Source organism: Sphingomonas sp. M6A6_1c (genome assembly GCF_053345135.1).
The window spans coordinates 50261-66979 of sequence record NZ_JBKEZO010000002.1 but is presented as its reverse complement, the minus strand read 5'-3'; the positions used below and the strand labels follow the sequence as shown (position 1 = coordinate 66979).

General features: G+C 69.3%; 15 protein-coding genes. 9 read left to right on the top strand and 6 right to left on the bottom strand.

Annotation, left to right across the window (positions count from 1 at the left end; translation table 11 throughout):
- The first annotated feature begins 6 nt into the window (after window positions 1-6).
- The 3 genes from ACLBWH_RS03365 to proS all read left to right on the top strand — a co-directional run bounded on the left by ACLBWH_RS03365 (window position 7) and on the right by proS (window position 2587).
- Entirely contained in the window at window positions 7-507 is a 501-nt protein-coding gene (locus ACLBWH_RS03365; protein ID WP_447796794.1) for a CcdC protein domain-containing protein, read from the top strand.
- Between the two features lie 70 nt (window positions 508-577).
- Entirely contained in the window at window positions 578-928 is a 351-nt protein-coding gene (locus ACLBWH_RS03360) for a hypothetical protein (protein ID WP_447796792.1), read from the top strand.
- A gap of 129 nt (window positions 929-1057) precedes the next feature.
- On the top strand, window positions 1058-2587 hold the full coding sequence (gene proS, locus ACLBWH_RS03355; RefSeq protein ID WP_447796790.1) for a proline--tRNA ligase: 1530 nt from the start codon (window positions 1058-1060) through the stop codon (window positions 2585-2587).
- 221 nt (window positions 2588-2808) lie between these two features.
- Here the strand turns inward: proS and trhO are convergent, their stop codons facing one another.
- Window positions 2809-3747, bottom strand: coding sequence for an oxygen-dependent tRNA uridine(34) hydroxylase TrhO (gene trhO / locus ACLBWH_RS03350; protein WP_447796788.1), 939 nt, complete (start codon window positions 3745-3747; stop codon window positions 2809-2811).
- Window positions 3748-3826: 79 nt separating this feature from the next.
- On the opposite strand from trhO, the gene ACLBWH_RS03345 reads away from it, so the two are divergent.
- The 3 genes from ACLBWH_RS03345 to ACLBWH_RS03335 all read left to right on the top strand — a co-directional run bounded on the left by ACLBWH_RS03345 (window position 3827) and on the right by ACLBWH_RS03335 (window position 9226).
- Window positions 3827-6226 carry a ribonuclease R family protein gene (locus ACLBWH_RS03345; protein WP_447796786.1) on the top strand — a complete coding sequence of 800 codons (2400 nt, stop codon included), beginning with the start codon at window positions 3827-3829 and terminating at the stop codon, window positions 6224-6226.
- Window positions 6223-6552 carry a hypothetical protein gene (locus tag ACLBWH_RS03340; RefSeq protein ID WP_447796784.1) on the top strand — a complete coding sequence of 110 codons (330 nt, stop codon included), beginning with the start codon at window positions 6223-6225 and terminating at the stop codon, window positions 6550-6552. The genes ACLBWH_RS03345 and ACLBWH_RS03340 overlap by 4 nt, the downstream gene beginning before the upstream one ends.
- A gap of 130 nt (window positions 6553-6682) precedes the next feature.
- The gene (locus ACLBWH_RS03335) at window positions 6683-9226 is read left to right on the top strand and encodes a TonB-dependent receptor domain-containing protein (protein WP_447796782.1); all 2544 of its coding nucleotides are present in this window, start codon (window positions 6683-6685) and stop codon (window positions 9224-9226) included.
- Window positions 9227-9293: 67 nt separating this feature from the next.
- On the opposite strand, the gene rpsI is transcribed toward ACLBWH_RS03335, so the two are convergent.
- The 3 genes from rpsI to ACLBWH_RS03320 all read right to left on the bottom strand — a co-directional run bounded on the left by rpsI (window position 9294) and on the right by ACLBWH_RS03320 (window position 11497).
- Window positions 9294-9842 (bottom strand): 30S ribosomal protein S9, encoded by a 549-nt coding sequence (gene rpsI, locus ACLBWH_RS03330; protein ID WP_322847697.1) that lies wholly within the window; start codon window positions 9840-9842, stop codon window positions 9294-9296.
- Complete coding sequence (gene rplM / locus ACLBWH_RS03325; protein WP_038660554.1) at window positions 9842-10321, bottom strand: 50S ribosomal protein L13; 480 nt, start codon at window positions 10319-10321, stop codon at window positions 9842-9844. The genes rpsI and rplM overlap by 1 nt, the downstream gene beginning before the upstream one ends.
- A 138-nt stretch (window positions 10322-10459) precedes the next feature.
- Entirely contained in the window at window positions 10460-11497 is a 1038-nt protein-coding gene (locus tag ACLBWH_RS03320) for a COX15/CtaA family protein (RefSeq protein ID WP_447796781.1), read from the bottom strand.
- 88 nt (window positions 11498-11585) lie between these two features.
- Here ACLBWH_RS03320 and ACLBWH_RS03315 point away from each other — a divergent pair, with 88 nt between their 5' ends.
- A complete protein-coding gene (locus ACLBWH_RS03315) occupies window positions 11586-12038 on the top strand; it encodes a hypothetical protein (protein WP_447796779.1) in 453 nt (150 codons plus the stop codon).
- Window positions 12039-12348: 310 nt separating this feature from the next.
- Here the strand turns inward: ACLBWH_RS03315 and ACLBWH_RS03310 are convergent, their stop codons facing one another.
- Window positions 12349-13440 carry an LLM class flavin-dependent oxidoreductase gene (locus tag ACLBWH_RS03310; protein ID WP_447796778.1) on the bottom strand — a complete coding sequence of 364 codons (1092 nt, stop codon included), beginning with the start codon at window positions 13438-13440 and terminating at the stop codon, window positions 12349-12351.
- The gene (locus ACLBWH_RS03305) at window positions 13437-14330 is read right to left on the bottom strand and encodes an aldo/keto reductase (RefSeq protein ID WP_447796776.1); all 894 of its coding nucleotides are present in this window, start codon (window positions 14328-14330) and stop codon (window positions 13437-13439) included. Before ACLBWH_RS03305 ends, ACLBWH_RS03310 begins: the two co-directional genes overlap by 4 nt.
- 30 nt (window positions 14331-14360) lie before the next feature.
- Between ACLBWH_RS03305 and ACLBWH_RS03300 the strand changes: the two genes are divergently transcribed.
- Both ACLBWH_RS03300 and ACLBWH_RS03295 read left to right on the top strand, forming a co-directional pair.
- A complete protein-coding gene (locus ACLBWH_RS03300; RefSeq protein WP_447796774.1) occupies window positions 14361-15446 on the top strand; it encodes a Gfo/Idh/MocA family protein in 1086 nt (361 codons plus the stop codon).
- A 12-nt stretch (window positions 15447-15458) separates the two neighbouring features.
- Window positions 15459-16511 (top strand): NAD(P)H-dependent flavin oxidoreductase, encoded by a 1053-nt coding sequence (locus tag ACLBWH_RS03295; protein WP_447796772.1) that lies wholly within the window; start codon window positions 15459-15461, stop codon window positions 16509-16511.
- Window positions 16512-16719: the final 208 nt, after the last annotated feature.

Below are 16719 nucleotides of genomic sequence, written 5' to 3'. Positions count from 1 at the left end.
GGACGCATGCAGGGACAGCAACCGGGCGGGTGGATCAGCTATGCGGTGCCGCTCGTCGTCGTCGCGTTGGTGATGGCGATCCGCTGGAAGCGGATGGGGCGGGTGCGGCCGCTCAAGCTCGAGCATCTGTGGATATTGCCGGCGATCTACGCGGTGGTGATCGGCGTCACCTTCGCGCGGTTTCCGCCGCAGGGCTGGGGCTGGGCGTTCTGCCTCGTCGCGGTGGCGCTCGGCGCGGCGCTCGGCTGGCAGCGCGGCAAGATGATGCGAATCACATTGGATCCCGAGACGCACCGGCTCGGCCAGACGTCGTCGCCGGCGGCGTTGCTGTTCATCGTGCTGCTGATCGTCGTGCGCAGCAGCGCGCGCGGCGCATTGAGCTATGCGGGGCCGGCGGGGCTCGATCCGATGGCGATCACCGACGTGCTGATGGCGCTGGCGCTCGGCCTGTTCTCCGCGCAGCGACTTGAGATGTATCTACGCGGCAAGCGGATGCTGGCAGGCTAATCTTTGGCGATGCCGGCGCGGCTGACAAAACCTCTATAAGACAGGAGGGAATGTCGGCGGGGGCTGCTTTGTGTTCGTCCATTGGGGATCGCACGCGCTTAGCCGGCATCTCGGTCCCGACGGTGAGCGCTATTGCACGACGTGCGGCGTCGAGCGCGAGCATTATCTGCAAGTCGACTATCGCGTTCACTACATCATGATCCTGTGCCGCTGGGCGACGGAGATCCAATACGCAAGTTATTGCACTTATTGTGAACGGCGCATTCCGGTTTACCCGGACTATGTGGCGGCGGAATTGGGCGGCTCGCAGGTCCCCTGGCTGGACCGTTACGGCTGGCTGGCGTGCATCATCCTTAGTATCCTCATCAATATCTGGGACCATCTTCTCGCACCGCTCGTCGCCGCGCGCGCGCCGCCATAAGACATGAGGGGCCGCCGTGATCTGACGGTTTCGCAGGCCGATGGCATTGCGTTACGCATCCGCCGGTACGCTGAACGACGCCCTCGCGCAGGGGGTGACGGACGGACGTGCTTTGGCTAGGCGTCCCTCATGAAGCACGCTCTTTCCGTCACCCGCGACGCCGACTTCGCCGCCTGGTATCAATCCGTCATCGCCGAGGCCGATCTCGCCGAGGAATCGGGCGTGCGCGGCTGTATGGTCATCCGGCCGTGGGGCTATGGCATCTGGGAGCGGATCCAGCGTTTGCTCGACGACCGGATCAAGGCGACCGGGCACGAAAATTGCTATTTCCCGCTGTTCATCCCGCTCTCCTATTTCGAGAAGGAGGCGGAGCATGTCGAGGGCTTCGCCAAGGAGATGGCGGTGGTCACGCACCATCGGCTGATCCCCGACGGCAAGGGCGGGCTGATGCCCGATCCCGCCGCCAAGCTGGAGGAGCCGCTGGTTGTCCGCCCGACCTCGGAGACGGTGATCGGTACCGCGTTCGCGCGCTGGGTGCAGTCGTGGCGCGACCTGCCGGTGCTGATCAACCAATGGGCCAATGTCGTACGCTGGGAGATGCGCACCCGCATGTTCCTGCGCACCAGCGAATTCCTGTGGCAGGAGGGCCATACCGCGCACGCCACCGCCGAAGAGGCGCGCGAGGAAACGCGCAAGATGCTCGAAGTCTATCGCAGCTTCGCCGAGGAGTGCCTCGCGCTGCCGGTCGTCGCCGGCGAGAAGCCCGAGAACGAGCGCTTCCCCGGCGCGGTCGCGACCTACAGCATCGAGGCGATGATGCAGGACGGCAAGGCGCTGCAGGCGGGCACCAGCCATTTCCTCGGCACCAATTTCGCGCATGCGCAGAACATCCGCTTCCAGAATGCCAGCGGCGAGCTGGAACTCGCCAATACGACGAGCTGGGGGGTCAGCACGCGGATGATCGGCGGCGTCATCATGGTGCATGGCGACGACGACGGCCTGCGCGTGCCGCCGCGGATCGCGCCGTGGCAGATCGTGATCGTGCCGATGCTGCGCGACCAGCCCGAGGACGAGGCGCTGATCGCTTACGCCAAGGACATCCAGTCGAACCTCGCCGGCCTGTCGGCGCTCGGCGAGCCGGTGCGCGCGTTGCTCGACCTCAAGCCGGCCAAGGCGGCGACGAAGCGCTGGGGCTGGGTCAAGAAGGGCGCACCGATCGTCATTGAAATCGGCGGCCGCGACATGGCGGGTGGCAACGTTTCGGTGGTCCGCCGCGACCGGCTGTATCGCGAAGACGGCAAGCTCGACGCGCAGGTGATGGCGCGCGGCGATTTCGAGGCGGAGGCGCCGGCGCTGCTCGCCGCGATCCAGCAGGCGCTGCACGAGGAGGCGCGGGCGCGGATGCAGGCGGCGATCGTGCCGGCGGCGGATTTCGCCGCGGTCGAGGCGCATTTCGCCGAGGGTGTGAAGACCCCCGGCTGGGTCGAGGTGCAATGGGCGCGGCCGACCGGCGCGGCGCTCGACGCGGTGGTCGAGCGGCTGAAGGCGCTCAAGCTGACGATCCGCAACGCGCCCGGCGACGCGGCGGCGGCGGATGGCGCCTGCGTGTTCACCGGCGAACCGGCGGTGGAGCGGGTGCTGCTCGCGCGGAGTTACTGAGGCGTTTCGGTGGGCCGGTCTTCGCTCCCTCTCGGGGGTAGGGGCGGGGTGTGCAACGGCGCCTATATCCCCGTCATGCCGAACTTGATCCGGCATCCCGCTGCTTCGTACCGTCCGAAGAAGCGGGACCCCGGCGCAAGGCCGGGGTGACGGAGTGAGCTTGGCGAGCCGGGGGGCGACATGCGGTGGCGCGGGTGCGCGGGTCTTCGGCCCCTGACTGTTCAAGAAGGGGAGGCGTCCGCGTCGTAGCGCCGCCCGACATGCGCCTCGCCGCGGGCGTCGGCGAGCAAGGCCTGGCGATGCCGCTCGGCGTAGCGGGCGCGGTCTTCCGCGCTGCGGTCGGCGTGGCAGCGCGGGCAGCTCACGCCATCCTCGTACAGCGGCGAGGCGCGGTCGGCTGGCGATACCGGCATCCGGCAGGCGCGGCACAGGCCGTGCGTGCCCGGCGTCAGGCCTTGGCCGACCGCGACGCGCTCGTCGAAGACGAAACATTCGCCCTGCCAGCGGCTCTCCGCCGCCGGCGTGTCTTCGAGATATTTGAGGATGCCGCCCTTGAGGTGGAAGACGTCCCCCACGCCCTCGGCCTTGAGGAAGGCGGTCGCCTTCTCGCAGCGGATGCCGCCGGTGCAGAACATCGCGACCTGCCTGGTGCCGGCGAGCAACTCCTCGCGATGCGCGCGGAACCAGGCCGGAAATTCGCGGAAGGTGCGCGTCTGCGGATCGACCGCGCCGGCGAAGGTGCCGACCGCTACCTCGTAATCGTTGCGCGTGTCGATCACCAATGTCGCGGGATCGGCGATCAGCGCGTTCCATGCGGCCGGATCGACATAATGGCCGGCGTCGAGCGGATCGATCGCGGGTTCGCCCATCGTCACGATCTCGCGCTTGAGGCGCACCTTGGTGCGGTGGAACGGCATCGTCTCGGCGCGCGCCTCCTTGACGTCGAGCGTCGCGCAGCCGGGCAGCGCGCGGATATGCGCCAGCACCGCCTCCATCCCCGCATCCGCCCCGGCGATCGTGCCGTTGATCCCCTCGCGCGCGAGCAGCACCGTGCCGCGCACGCCGGCGGCTTCGCAGGCGGCGAGCAGCGGCGCCTGCAATGCGGCGGGGTCGGGGAAGGGGGTGAAGCGGTAGAGCGCACAAACGCGGATCGGCGGCATGGCACGCCTGTAGACCCTCCGGCGCGTCCGCGCAAAGTTGGGGCATGACGGCGGCGGGTGCAGTCCCTATCTCTGGTCTGTGAAAAACAAGACCAGACCCGGCCTGCCGACGCAGGCGCAGATCCTCCAGTTCATCGAAACCTCGGACGTTCCCGCCGGCAAGCGCGAGATCGCCAAGGCGTTCGGCCTCACCGCGCAGGAGAAGATCCTGCTGAAGGCGATGCTCAAGGACATGGCCGACGAGGGGCTGATCGACGGCGCCCCCGGCCGCGCCTTCCACAAGATGGGCGGGCTGCCCAAGGTCACGGTGCTGCGCGTCGCCGACGTCGACGACGGCGGCAACGTCTGGGCGGTGCCCGATCGCTGGGAGGCGGAGACGCCGGCGCCGCGGCTGCGCGTCCGCGAGCGCAAGCGCGGCGCGCTGGGCATCGGCGAGCGCATCCTGGCGCGCACCGAAGAGGCGGGCAACGGCTGGATCGCGCATCCGATGAAGGTGCTCGCCAAGGCATCCGAACAGGTGCTCGGCGTGCTCCGCCGCGAGGGTGAGCGCTATTGGCTGACCGGGGTCGAGAAGAAGGACCGGCGCGAATTTCCCGTCTCCGACACCGGCGGCGCCGAGGCGGGCGATCTGGTGATGACGGAGATGACCGGGCGGCCGCCGCGGATCAGCGTGCGCGTCGTCCAGCGGCTGGGCGACCCGTTCGCGCCGCGCAGCTTCTCGCTGATCGCGATCCACAAGCTCGGCATCCCCGACGTGTTCAGCGGCGATACGCTCGACGAGGCGGCACGCGTGTCGCAGCAGCCGCTCGGCGACGATCGCGAGGATCTGACGCATCTGCCGATCGTCGCGATCGATCCCGCCGATGCGCGCGATCACGACGATGCGGTGTGGGCGGCGCCCGACGACGATCCCGCCAATGCCGGCGGCTGGCAGGCGGTGGTGGCGATCGCCGACGTCAGTTTCTACGTGCGGCCGGGGTCCGAGATCGACCGCGAGGCGCGGCGGCGCGGCAATTCGGTCTATTTCCCAGACCGCGTCGTCCCGATGCTGCCCGAGATCCTGTCCGCCGAGGTCTGTTCGCTCAAGGAGGGTGAGGATCGCGCGGCGCTGGTCTGCCATTTGCAGGTTGGCAAGTCCGGCGCGCTGAAGAGCTGGCGCTTCACCCGCGCGCGGGTGCGGATCGCGGCGAACCTGGCGTATGAGGATGCGCAGGCGATCGCTGACACATTCCTCCCCGGCACGGAGCACCCGGTTGAGCACGCCCCGCGTGCTCAAGGATCGTCCGGGGGACGATCCGACCCGATGCTGGGGACCGTTGGCGAAGCCAATGGTGGAGGGGGGCTTCCACAAACGATGTCGCCTGAGGACGCCCCCCTCCACCATCCTGCGGATGGTCCCCCTCCCCGTGCCGGGGAGGAAATGAGAGAGGCCCTTCGTCATCTCTGGGCCTGCTGGCGCGCGCTTGCCAAGGCGCGGGATGCGCGCGAGCCGCTCGACCTCGATTTGCCCGAGCGGCGGGTGGTGCTCGACGAGATGGGACGGATCATGTCGGTGGCACCGCGCGAGCGGCTCGACGCGCATCGGCTGATCGAGGATTATATGATCGCCGCCAACGTCGCCGCCGCCAAGGCACTGGAGGCCAAGAAGGCGCCGGTGATGTATCGCGTCCACGAGCCGCCGAGCCGCGAGAAACTGGTCGCGCTCAAGGAATATCTGGAGACGTTCGACGTGCCGCTGGCGCTGGGGCAGGTGATCCGTCCGGCGACGTTCAACCACGTGCTCGCCCGCGTCGGCGACGCCGACTTCCGGCCGCAGGTGATGGAACAGGTGCTGCGCACGCAGACGCAGGCCTATTACGCCCCCGCCAACATGGGGCATTTCGGCCTGTCGCTCGGCTCCTATGCGCATTTCACCTCGCCGATCCGGCGCTATGCCGATCTGCTCGTCCATCGATCCCTCGTGTCCGCCTATCGGCTCGGCGAGGGTGGCCTCGGCCAGACCGATGCGGCGGCGATGGACGTGATCGGCGAGACGATCAGCGGGCTCGAACGCCGCGCGATGGAGGCGGAACGCGATACGATCGACCGCTATGTCGCGGCGTTCCTCGCCGAGAAGGTGGGGGAGACGCTGGCGGCGCGGATCACCGGGGTGCAGAATTACGGCTTCTTCGCCACCGTCGAGGGGATCGGCGGCGACGGGTTGATGCCGGTGCGCGACCTCGGCGGCGAATATTTCCGCTTCGACGAGGCGGCGCGCAAATTGGTCGGCGAGCAGACCGGCGAGGAATATACGCTGGGCCAGCGTGTCGAGCTGCGGCTGGCGGAGGCGAATCCGGTGTCGGGCGCGCTGCGCTTCGAACTGCCCGGCGGCAAGGGCGCGGCGCCCGGGCCGCGGCACGTCGGCGCGGGTCGCAAGGACCGCGTCATCAAGCATCGCGGCCGACCGGCGAACGTCCGCCATCAGGGTAAGCGGCGGTGAGCGGCCGGCTGACCCGCGTCGAGACGCGCGGCACGGTGCGCGACCGGTATCTGGTCCACGGCACGATCGCGCCGCGCTTCGTCGAGGCGCGCGCGGTGACCGCGTCGGAGGCGATCCCCTTCACCCCCGCCGCGGGGCGCGAGACGAAGGCGTTCGCGGCGATGATCGCCGACGGGTCGATCCGCATGCCGGCCGCGGGGCGGTTCTATTTCGACATGGATGCCTATGAGGCCGCCGCGACCGCGCGCCGGGCGCGGCGGGTGCCGGTGCTGCTGATCGTATCGCTGCTGATCGTCGTAGTGGCGGTGGTGTTCTACCGCGGATAATCGTCCGTCCCGGCAAGTTTCGGTGCCGTTTATCGACGCGCGCTCAAGACGATCGCATAATCGATTTGTCACCTCGTCTTCGACTCCATAGTCTTCGTCGTTCGACACGGGCGGCGGGGAAGGTCGGGGGATGGCGGTCGGGAGGGGATATCGGCTCGCCGGGGCGGCGCTATTGACGGTTTCTCCGGCGGCACGGGCGCAGGAGGCGGCGCCGCGCGCAACCCAAAACGAGACGCCGCAGGATATCGTCATCACCGGCGAACGGCTCCGCGGCTCGGTGATCGGCGACGCGGCGCCGGTCGCGGTGCTCGATGCGCAGGCGCTCAAGGCGCTGGGCGCGACCCGGATCGACGACATCCTCAAATTGCTCAAGCCGCTGACCACCTCGAACAGCGGTGCCGATCCGGTGTTCCTGCTCAACGGCCGGCGCATCTCTGGTTATGGCGAGTTGCGGACGCTGCCGCCCGAGGCGATCGAGCGGACCGAGATCCTGCCCGAGCAGGAATCGGCGCGGTTCGGCTATCCGCCGACGGTGCGGGTGACCAACTTCATCACCAAAAAGCATTTCCGGTCGATCACCGTCGAGGAGGGCGCCGGCACCACCACCGACGGCGGCGCGAGCACCGCCGCGCTCGAGCTCGGCTCGACGCGGCTCGACGATGCGCGCCGCACCTCGGTGACGATCAATTACGACCGACAGGACCCATTGTCCGGGGCGCGGCGGTCGACGGTGCCGGATGCGAGCAATCTGTTCGACCTGACCGGCAACGTCGTCGGTCTCGGCGGCGGCGCGATCGATCCGGCGCTCGATGCGCTGGCGGGCCGGACGGTGACGGCGGCGGCGGTGCCGGGCGATCCCGCCGCACGCGGCACGCTCGCCGGTTATGTCGCGGGGAGCCCGCGGGTGACCGATCTGGCGCCCTATCAGTCGATCGCGAGCCGCGACCAGTTGCGCGTCGATGGCACGCGGTCGGTGCCGATCGGCAAGACGGTGACTGCATCGCTCAACCTGACGATGGAGGCGCAGCGCGGGCTGGGGCTGGCGGGGCTGCCGACCGCGGTGCTGCGGGTGCCCGCCGGCAATCCGGCGTCGCCCTTCGCCGGGGACGTGTTGCTCTATCGCTATCTGCCGGAGGCGGGGCTGTTGCGTCAGCGGACGCAGGCGCTGTCGCTGCATGCGGGCAGCACGATGCAGGGCAGCCTGAAGCGGTGGATCTGGACGGTGACCGGCAGCTACGATCGCGCGCGGACCACCGCCACCGTCGATCGCGGCATCGCCACCGATGCGATCCAGGCGGCGATCGATGGCGGCGCCGATCCGTTCCAGCCGTTCGCCGCACGGGCCGTCGCCGATCGGCTGGTCAGCCGCAGCCGCACGGTGGTGCAGACGTTGGTCGGCAAGGCGACCATGGTCGGGCCGCTACTGGCGCTGCCCGCGGGCGATGCGCAGATGACGCTGACCGGCGACTTCGCGCGCTCGACCAGCGGCGGCGTGTCGACGGATGCGGCGGCGGCGCTGCTCGACCTGCGCCGGGTGACCAAGAGCGGCAGCGTCGCACTCGACCTGCCGATCGCCTCGGCGAGCCGCGGGGTGCTCGATGCGATCGGGTCGCTCTCCGCCAATGCGTCGCTCGGCGTGTCGGCGGTGTCCGATTACGGCAGCCTGGCGAGCCGCAACCTCGGCCTGATCTGGACGCCGGTGGCGCCGGTGCAGCTCACCGTCTCGACCAGCGTCAGCCAGACCGCGCCCGATATCGCATTGCTGACCAATCCGGTGGTCGTCGTCCCCAATGCGCCCTTCTTCGACTTCGTCACCGGGACCAGCGGGCTCGTCTCGGTGACCGCGGGCGGCAATCCCGCGCTGGGGCCCGAGCGGCGTCAGGTCGATACCGCCGGGGTCGCGTGGAAGCCGATCAAGGGCAAGGAGCTGCGCTTCAACCTCGATTATATCGTCACGCGGATCGATGGCCAGATCGGCTATCTGCAGGCGGTGACGGTGGCGCTGCAATCGGCATTCCCGGACCGGTTCGTCCGCGACGCGGCCGGGCAATTGACCAGCGTCGACGTCCGCCCGGTCAATTTGACGCGGTCGCGCGAGCGCAAGATCCAGGGCAAGGTGTCGCTCTGGACGATGATCGGCCCGGAGCCCAAACCGCCCGCGACGCCGCCGGCCAAGGATGCGCCACCCCCGCCGCCACCCAAGCCGCGGCCATCGCTCTATTCCTTCGTGACAGTGACGGCGCGGATCGACGATCGGCTGTTGCCGCAACCCGGGCAGCCGACGCTGGATCTGCTCGACGGCGAATCGATCACCGGCAACGGCGGCCGGGCGCGCTACGAGGCGCAGGGGTCGCTCGGCGGTTCCTATGGCCCGGTCCAGGGCGGCATCTTCGGCATGTGGCAGGCATCGACGCGGATTCGCAGCATGATCGCGGCGTCGGACCTGCGTTTCTCGGCGCGGACCTTCCTCGCGCTCTACAGCACGATCGACGCGGAGAAGCTGACCAAGGAAAGATGGGCGAAGAGCCTCAGCTTCCAGCTCCAGGTGAACAATATCCTCAACGACCGCATCGCGGTGCGCGACCGCAACGGCGCGACCCCGTACCGCTTCCAGCCGGCGTTCCTCGATCCCTATGGGCGGATCGTGAAGCTGTCGGTGCGCAAGCTTTTCTGAGCGCGCCCACGAAAAAGGGCGGCCCGTTGCCGGACCGCCCCTTTCGGAACCGAGGTTCGCGAACCGCTTAGCGCTTCGAGAACTGGAAGCTGCGGCGTGCCTTGGCGCGGCCGTACTTCTTGCGCTCGACGGTGCGACTGTCGCGGGTCAGGAAGCCTGCCGCCTTGACCGGGGCACGCAGCACCGGCTCGAAGCGGGTCAGCGCCTGGCTGATGCCGTGCTTGACCGCGCCGGCCTGGCCCGAGAGGCCGCCGCCCTTGACGGTGCAGACCACGTCATACTGGCCTTCGCGCTCGGTGATGCCGAACACCTGGTTGATGACGAGGCGCAGCGTCGGACGTGCGAAATAGACTTCCTGATCGCGACCGTTGATCGTGATCTTGCCCGAACCCGGCTTCAGCCAGACGCGTGCGACGGCGTCCTTGCGGCGGCCGGTCGCATAGGCGCGGCCGTATTTGTCGAGAATTTGCTCGCGCAGCGGGGTGACCGGGAGCACCTGCGCCGGGGCGGCGGGCGCCTCACCGTCGGTGGTGATCGCGGGCGCGCCGGCGGCGGCCGGGGCGGGCTGCTGCGTCAGCGACGCGAGATCGGAAAGCGACTGGCGATTGTCGGTCATTACGCGCCCACCTTGTTCTTGCGGTTCATGCCGCCAATATCGAGAACGTCCGGGTTCTGAGCCTCGTGCGGATGCTCGCTGCCCTTGAAGATGCGCAGGTTGCGCATCTGCTCGCGACCGAGCGGACCGCGCGGGATCATACGCTCGACGGCCTTTTCGAGAACGCGCTCCGGGAAGCGGCCGTCGAGGACCTTGGCGGCGGTGATGCCCTTGATGCCGCCGGCATAGCCGGTGTGCTTGTAATAGACCTTCTTCGCGGCCTTGTTGCCGGTGAAGCGGATCTTGTCGGCGTTGATGACGATGACATTGTCACCGCAATCGACGTGCGGGGTGAACGACGTCTTGTGCTTGCCGCGCAGGACGTTGGCGATGATCGTCGCCGCGCGACCGACCACCAGGCCGTCGGCATCGACGATATGCCACTTCTTCTCCACCTCGTGCGGCTTGGCCGACTTGGTGGTCTTCATGAGCGCCTTCATGGCGTTGGACCTTCCAGTTTGAAACGATGCACGCCGCCCCGGAGGACGGCGTGATTGATCGCGCTACTGCTGGAAGGCCCCCCGAAAGTCAAGCAAAGCGCGGCTTTGCTGACGGGTAAAATAATACCATGGGCTCGTTCAGGCGGTCTGGCGGCCCACCGCATGCGCCGCGAACACGGTCGCGATCAGCAGCAATGCGGCATTGGCCTGATGCGCGACGGCGAGGTCGATCTGCACGCCGCTGAGCAGCGTCGCGATGCCGAGCACGATCTGCAACGCGACCAGCGCGATCACCCACAGGCCCGCCTTCGAGCCCGTGCGGGTCGTGCGGACCGCCAGCCAGACCAGCCCGGCGGCGGCGGCGACCGCCCACCAACGGTGGATGAACTGCACCACCACCGGATTGTCGACCGCGTTGCGCCAGCCGGGATCGACCATCGGCACGTTGGCGGGGAACAGCGCGTCGCCCATCAGCGGCCAGCTGGCGAAGGCATAACCCGCGTCGAGCCCGGCGGTGAACGCGCCGTAGAGAAGCTGGACGACGAGCAGCGCCAGTGCGGCGATCGCGACGCCGGTCAGCCGCGCCGGATGGGCGAGGGGGCTGCGGTGCAGCGCGAGCAGGTCGAGCGCGGTCCAGACGATGCCGGCGAGGATGGTGAGCGCGGTGAGCAGGTGGATCGCGAGCCGCACGTGGCTGACGTCGGTACGCACCGACAGGCCGGAGGCGACCATCCACCAGCCGATCGCGCCCTGAAATCCGCCGAGCGCGAGCAAGGCGACCAATCGCCAGCCATAGCCCGCCGGAATCTGCTTGCGGATCGCGAACCACAGCAGCGGCGCGGCGAAGGCGAGGCCGATGATCCGGCCGAGCAGGCGATGCGCATATTCCCAGAAGAAGATGTGCTTGAAGCCGGTCAGCGTCATCCCCTGGTTGAACGCGGCATATTCGGGGATGCGGCGATAGCCGGCGAATTCGGCCTGCCATTGCGCCTCGGTCAGCGGCGGGACGATGCCGCTGATCGGCTTCCACGAGGTGATGGACAGGCCCGATTCGGTCAGCCGGGTGATCCCGCCGACGACGACCATCGCGACGATCAGACCGGCGACGACGAACAGCCACCGCGCGACGCTGCGTGGCCGGGCACGCGAGAGGAAGGCGGCACTGGGCTGGAGCATGCCGCCGCCATACGCGCTTTGCGCGGGCGTCGCCAGCGCGTTGGGGCGAGCCTCTTGATCAATACGGCCGTGTGGCGGATGTCGGGCCATGCTGCTCGCATTCGCGACGACCGCCAGAACCTTCCTCGTGCCGCACTGGCATCAATGGCATGAGCAATGGGGACCACCAATGCCCGTTACGGCCTCCCAATGGACCTGCGTGCGATCGAACCTGTTCCTCACCCGGGTGCTGGATCGATACGGGATTGCGGCGGTGCTTCGCAGCGGTCAGCCGCGTAATCGGAACACTGGCATCATAGACGCCTGTTACGGCCTGTTCGTTGCGGATTGCTGGGAAAGCCATGCCTGGATTGAGGCTGATGGGTTTATTGTCGATGTCACGGCTGACCAATTCGGGGCGGCGCCGGTGATCGTGACGGCTGCGGGCGATGGCGCTTATCGGGCGGCCGACGATGACGCCCACCTACTCCCGCCGACACCGGCTGCCCATGCTGCGATCGACGACATCTGGCCGATCTGGTGCCGCTACGCGGACCAGTAAGGCTTGCACGATGGGCTTCCGCCACTCCATTCGTGCTGAGCCTGTCGAAGCGTGGTGGGACTCACCCCCCTTCGATAGGCTCAGGGCTAACGGGGATTGATATTCGGGGTTTTGAAGGAAGTCCTCCCCCGCCAGGGGGAGGTGGCATGCCGCAGGCATGACGGAGGGGGAGGATACGGAACCGAGGTCGTCGTTTACCTCCCCCTCCGTCACGGCTTTGCCGCGCCACCTCCCCCTGGCGGGGGAGGAATTTGACGGATATCGATTGGCCCCAACGGTGAGGTATTCGTCGGCGCCGGGTCGACCGGCCTCACACCGCCAAGGGTGCGTGATCGATGCGCGGGAGGACGTGGCGGGCGAAGAGGTCGGCTTCGGCGGCGTGGGGGTAGCCCGACAGGATGAAGGCATCGATCCCCGCGTCGCGATAGGCCGCCAGCTTGGCGAGCACCTGATCGGGGTCGCCGACGATCGCCGCGCCGCAGCCCGAACGGGCGCGGCCGATGCCGGTCCACAGATTGGCCTCGGCATAGCCGTCCTGCCGCGTCGCTTCCTCGCGCAACTCGGCCTGGCGGCGAACGCCCGCCGATTGCGAATCGAGCGAGCGGGCGCGGATCGCCGCGCCGGTGTCGTCGTCGAGCTTCGACAAAAGGCGGTCGGCGGCGGCGCGCGCCTCCGCCTCCGTCTCGCGGACGACGACGTGGACGCGATAGCCGAAGCGCAGGGTGCGGCGGTGCCGCTCGGCGCGTGCGCGGAGGTCGGCGACGATCGCGCGCACGCCCTCCATCGTGTCGGGCCACATCAGATAGACGTCGCAGCCCTGCGCCGCCGCCTCGCGCGCCGCCTCCGACAGGCCGCCGAAATAGAGCGGCGGGCAGCGGCCCGAGACCGTGCCGATCCGCGGCGGATCGATCTTGAGCTGCCAAAATTCGCCCAGATGATCGAGCGGCTTGCCGTCGAGCAGGGTGCGCAGGATGGTCATCGCCTCCAGCGTGCGGGCATAGCGCGGGCCGCTCGCCAGCGTTTCGCCGGGCAGGTCGCTGGAGATGATGTTGATCGCCAGCCGCGCCAGCCCGCCCGCGCCGGCACCGAGCATCCGGTCGATCGTCGCGATCTGGCGGGCGAGCTGCGGCGGCCAGCTTTCGCCGATCCGCACCGCCATCAGCATCCGCATCCGCCGGAGCAGCGGCGCCATCGCCGCGGCGAAGGCGGTGGTGTCGATGCCGAGCGCATAGCCCGACGGCAGCAGCACGTTGTCGAAGCCGCCGGTCTCCGCCTGCAACACGATGTCGCGGCAATGGTCGAAGCTCGATTGCAGCCGTGGGTCGGGGACGCCGAGGAACTCGTAATCGTCGTCGCACAATGCCGAGAACCAGCTGATCTCGCAGGGGCCGCGCACGCTCATGGCAGGCGCTCCGCCATGCCGGCCTGCAACACGTCGTACCAGGCGGCGCGCGTCCATTCGACCTTATAGGCGTCGGCGGACGCGAGGATGCGCGCCGGCGTCTGCGATCCGACGATCGGGATGATCCGCGCCGGATGCGCCATCGCCCAGGCGAGTGCGGTCGTCGCGGCATCGACCCCGAAGTGCGCGCCATGCGCCGCCAGCGCCTGCGCCGCGGGATGGCTGCCGTCGGCGAGCCGGCCGCCGCCGAGCGGCGACCAGGCGAGCACCGCCAGATCGTGCCGCATCGCCTGGTCGAGCGTGCCGTCGAACAGCGGCGCGGCGTGCAGGGGCGAGAATTCCGGCTGGATGCTGACGATCGGCCGGCCGAGGAAGGCTTGCAGCGTATCGACCTCGGCAGGGCTGTGGTTGGAGACGCCGATCGCGCGGACCTTGCCGGCGTCGACCATCCGGTCGAGCGCCGCCGCCACCTCCTGCGGGTGGGTGAGCAGGTCGCGACGGTGGATCTGGTAGAGGTCGACCCGGTCGATCCGCATCCGCGCGAGCGAATCGTCCAATGCCGCGGCCAGGGCTGGCGCGCTGCTGTCGTAGGGTATGCCGGGGCGGATGCCGCTCTTGGTCGCGATCACCATCGTATCGCGCAGCGCCGGCGCCTCGGCGAGCGCGCGGCCGAACAGCGTCTCGGCCGAGCCGAAGCCGGCGGGCTGGTCGGCGCCATAGATGTCGGCGGTGTCGAACAGGGTGATTCCCGCGGCCAGCGCCGCATCGATCCGCGCCCGCACCGCGGCGTCGTCTCCGGCCAGCCGCCACATGCCCCAGGCTATCGGCGAAACGAGGATATCGCTCTTGCCGAGCGGGCGGGGTTGGCTTGAAAGGCGCAGCGTCGTCATGACCGGCGACATGGCATAGGGACGGAAGCGATGGTAGCCGCGATCAGATACGCCGTGGTCGGCACGGGAATGATGGGCGTCGAGCATCTGCGCAACATCGCGCTCGTCCCCGGCGCAGAGGTGGTGGCGATCGTCGATCCGGTGGCGACCTCGCTCGGCTGGGCGCGCGATGCGCTCGGCGAACGGGCCGCCGGCGTCGCCGCCTATGACGATGTCGCCGCCTTCGCGCGGGAGGCGGCGGTCGACGCGATCGTCGTCGCCTCGCCCAATCACACCCACCGCGCGGTGCTGGAACCCCTGTTCGGCATGGATGCGGCGATCCTGTGCGAAAAGCCGCTGGCGACGACGATCGCGGATGCGCGCTGGATCGTCGCGCAGGCGGCGGGGCGCGCGCGGCCGTTCTGGACCGGGATGGAATATCGCTTCATGCCGCCGGCCGCCGCGTTCATCGACCAGATCCACGCCGGCCGCGTCGGCCGGCTGCGCATGCTGTCGATCCGCGAACACCGTTTCCCCTTCCTCCCCAAGGTCGGCGACTGGAACCGCTTCGCGCGCAACACCGGCGGCACGATGGTTGAGAAATGCTGCCATTTCTTCGACCTGATGCGGCTGATCGTCGGCGCGGAGGCGGTGCGCGTCCATTGTTCGGGCGCGATGGACGTCAACCATCGCGACGAACTCTACGCCGGCGAGGCGCCCGACATCATCGACAACAGCTTCACCACGGTCGATTTCGCCAATGGCGTGCGCGCCATGCTGGACCTGTCGATGTTCGCGGACGGTGCCGCACATCAGGAGGAGATGAGCGCGACCGGCGACGCCGCGCGGCTCGACGTGCTGATCCCGCCCGGCGAGCTGGTGTTCTCGCCGCGCGTCGGCTTCGGCAATCCGAAGCGGGTCGAGCGGACGCGGGTCGCGGTCGACCCGACCGCGCGCGCCGCCGGATCGCACGAGGGCGCGACCTATTACCAGCATCTCGCCTTCGCCGCGGCGGTACGCGGGGAGGGCCCGGTGCTGGTCAGCGCCGAGGACGGCCTGCGCGCGGTCGCGATCGGCACCGCGGCGGAGATCAGCGCGCGCGAGCATCGCGTGGTGGAGATGGCCGAGATCGGGTGACGGGAGGCGGGGATGACGTGGTTCGATCGGTTCGGGTGTTCGGTGCCGCTGATCCAGGCGCCGATGGCGGGGGTGTCGACTCCGGCATTGGCCGCGGCGGTATGCGAGGCGGGGGCGATGGGCTCGATCGGCGTCGGATCGACCGATGCCGCGGGCGCGCGGGCGATGATCGCGGCGGTGCGGGCGGGTACCGGACGGGCGTTCAACGTCAATCTGTTCGTCCATCGCTCGCCGCAGGCCGATCCGGCGCGCGAGGCGGCGTGGCTGGCGGTCCTCGCGCCGCTCTTCGCCGAATTCGGCGCGGCGCCGCCGGCGACGCTGCGGACGATCTACCGCAGCTTCACCGACGATCCCGAGATGCTCGCGATGCTGCTGGAGGTCGCGCCGCCGGTGGTCAGCTTCCACTTCGGCCTGCCCTCGGCGGAGATCATCGCCGCGCTGCGTGCGCGCGGGATCGTGCTGCTCGCGACCGCGACCAGCCTCGCCGAGGCGCGGGCGATCGAGACGGCGGGGATCGACGGCGTCGTCGCGCAGGGGATCGAGGCCGGCGGGCATCGCGGCATCTTCGATCCCGACGGCGCTGACGACGCGCTCGGCACGGTCGCGTTGACGCGGCTGCTGGTGCGCGAGACGCGTTTGCCGGTGATCGCGGCGGGCGGCATCATGGACGGCGCCGGGATCGCCGCGGCGCGCGATCTGGGTGCGGTCGCGGCGCAACTCGGGACCGCGTTCATCGGCTGCCCGGAATCGGCGGCGGACGCGGCCTATCGGGCGGCGCTGGCGGGGCCGGGGGCATATCACACGCGGATGACCGCGGCGGTCTCGGGCCGGCCGGCGCGGGCGCTGGCCAATCGCTTCACCGCGCTGGTCACCGATCGGCGGCCGCCCGATTATCCCATCGCCTACGATGCCGGAAAGGCGCTGCATGCCGCGGCGCGGGCGCGGGACGAGCACGGGTTCGGCGCGCAATGGGCCGGGCAGGGCGCGCCGCTGGCTCGCGCGATGCCGGCGGCGGCGCTGGTCGCCACGCTGCGGGCGGAATTAGAGGCGTGCCGGGCCGGTTAGGCCGGATCGACATTCGGGCAAATTCCTCCCCCGCCAGGGAGTGCCGGGTGGAACGGCCCCCGGCCGTTCAAGGTCATGCCGGGGGCATGACCGACCCGGCACTGTGGCGCGGCGAAGCCGTGACGGAGGGGGAGGTAAGCGACCACTTCGGTTCCGTGTCCTCCCCCTCCGTCATGCCTGCGGCATGCCACCTCCCCCTGGCGGGGGA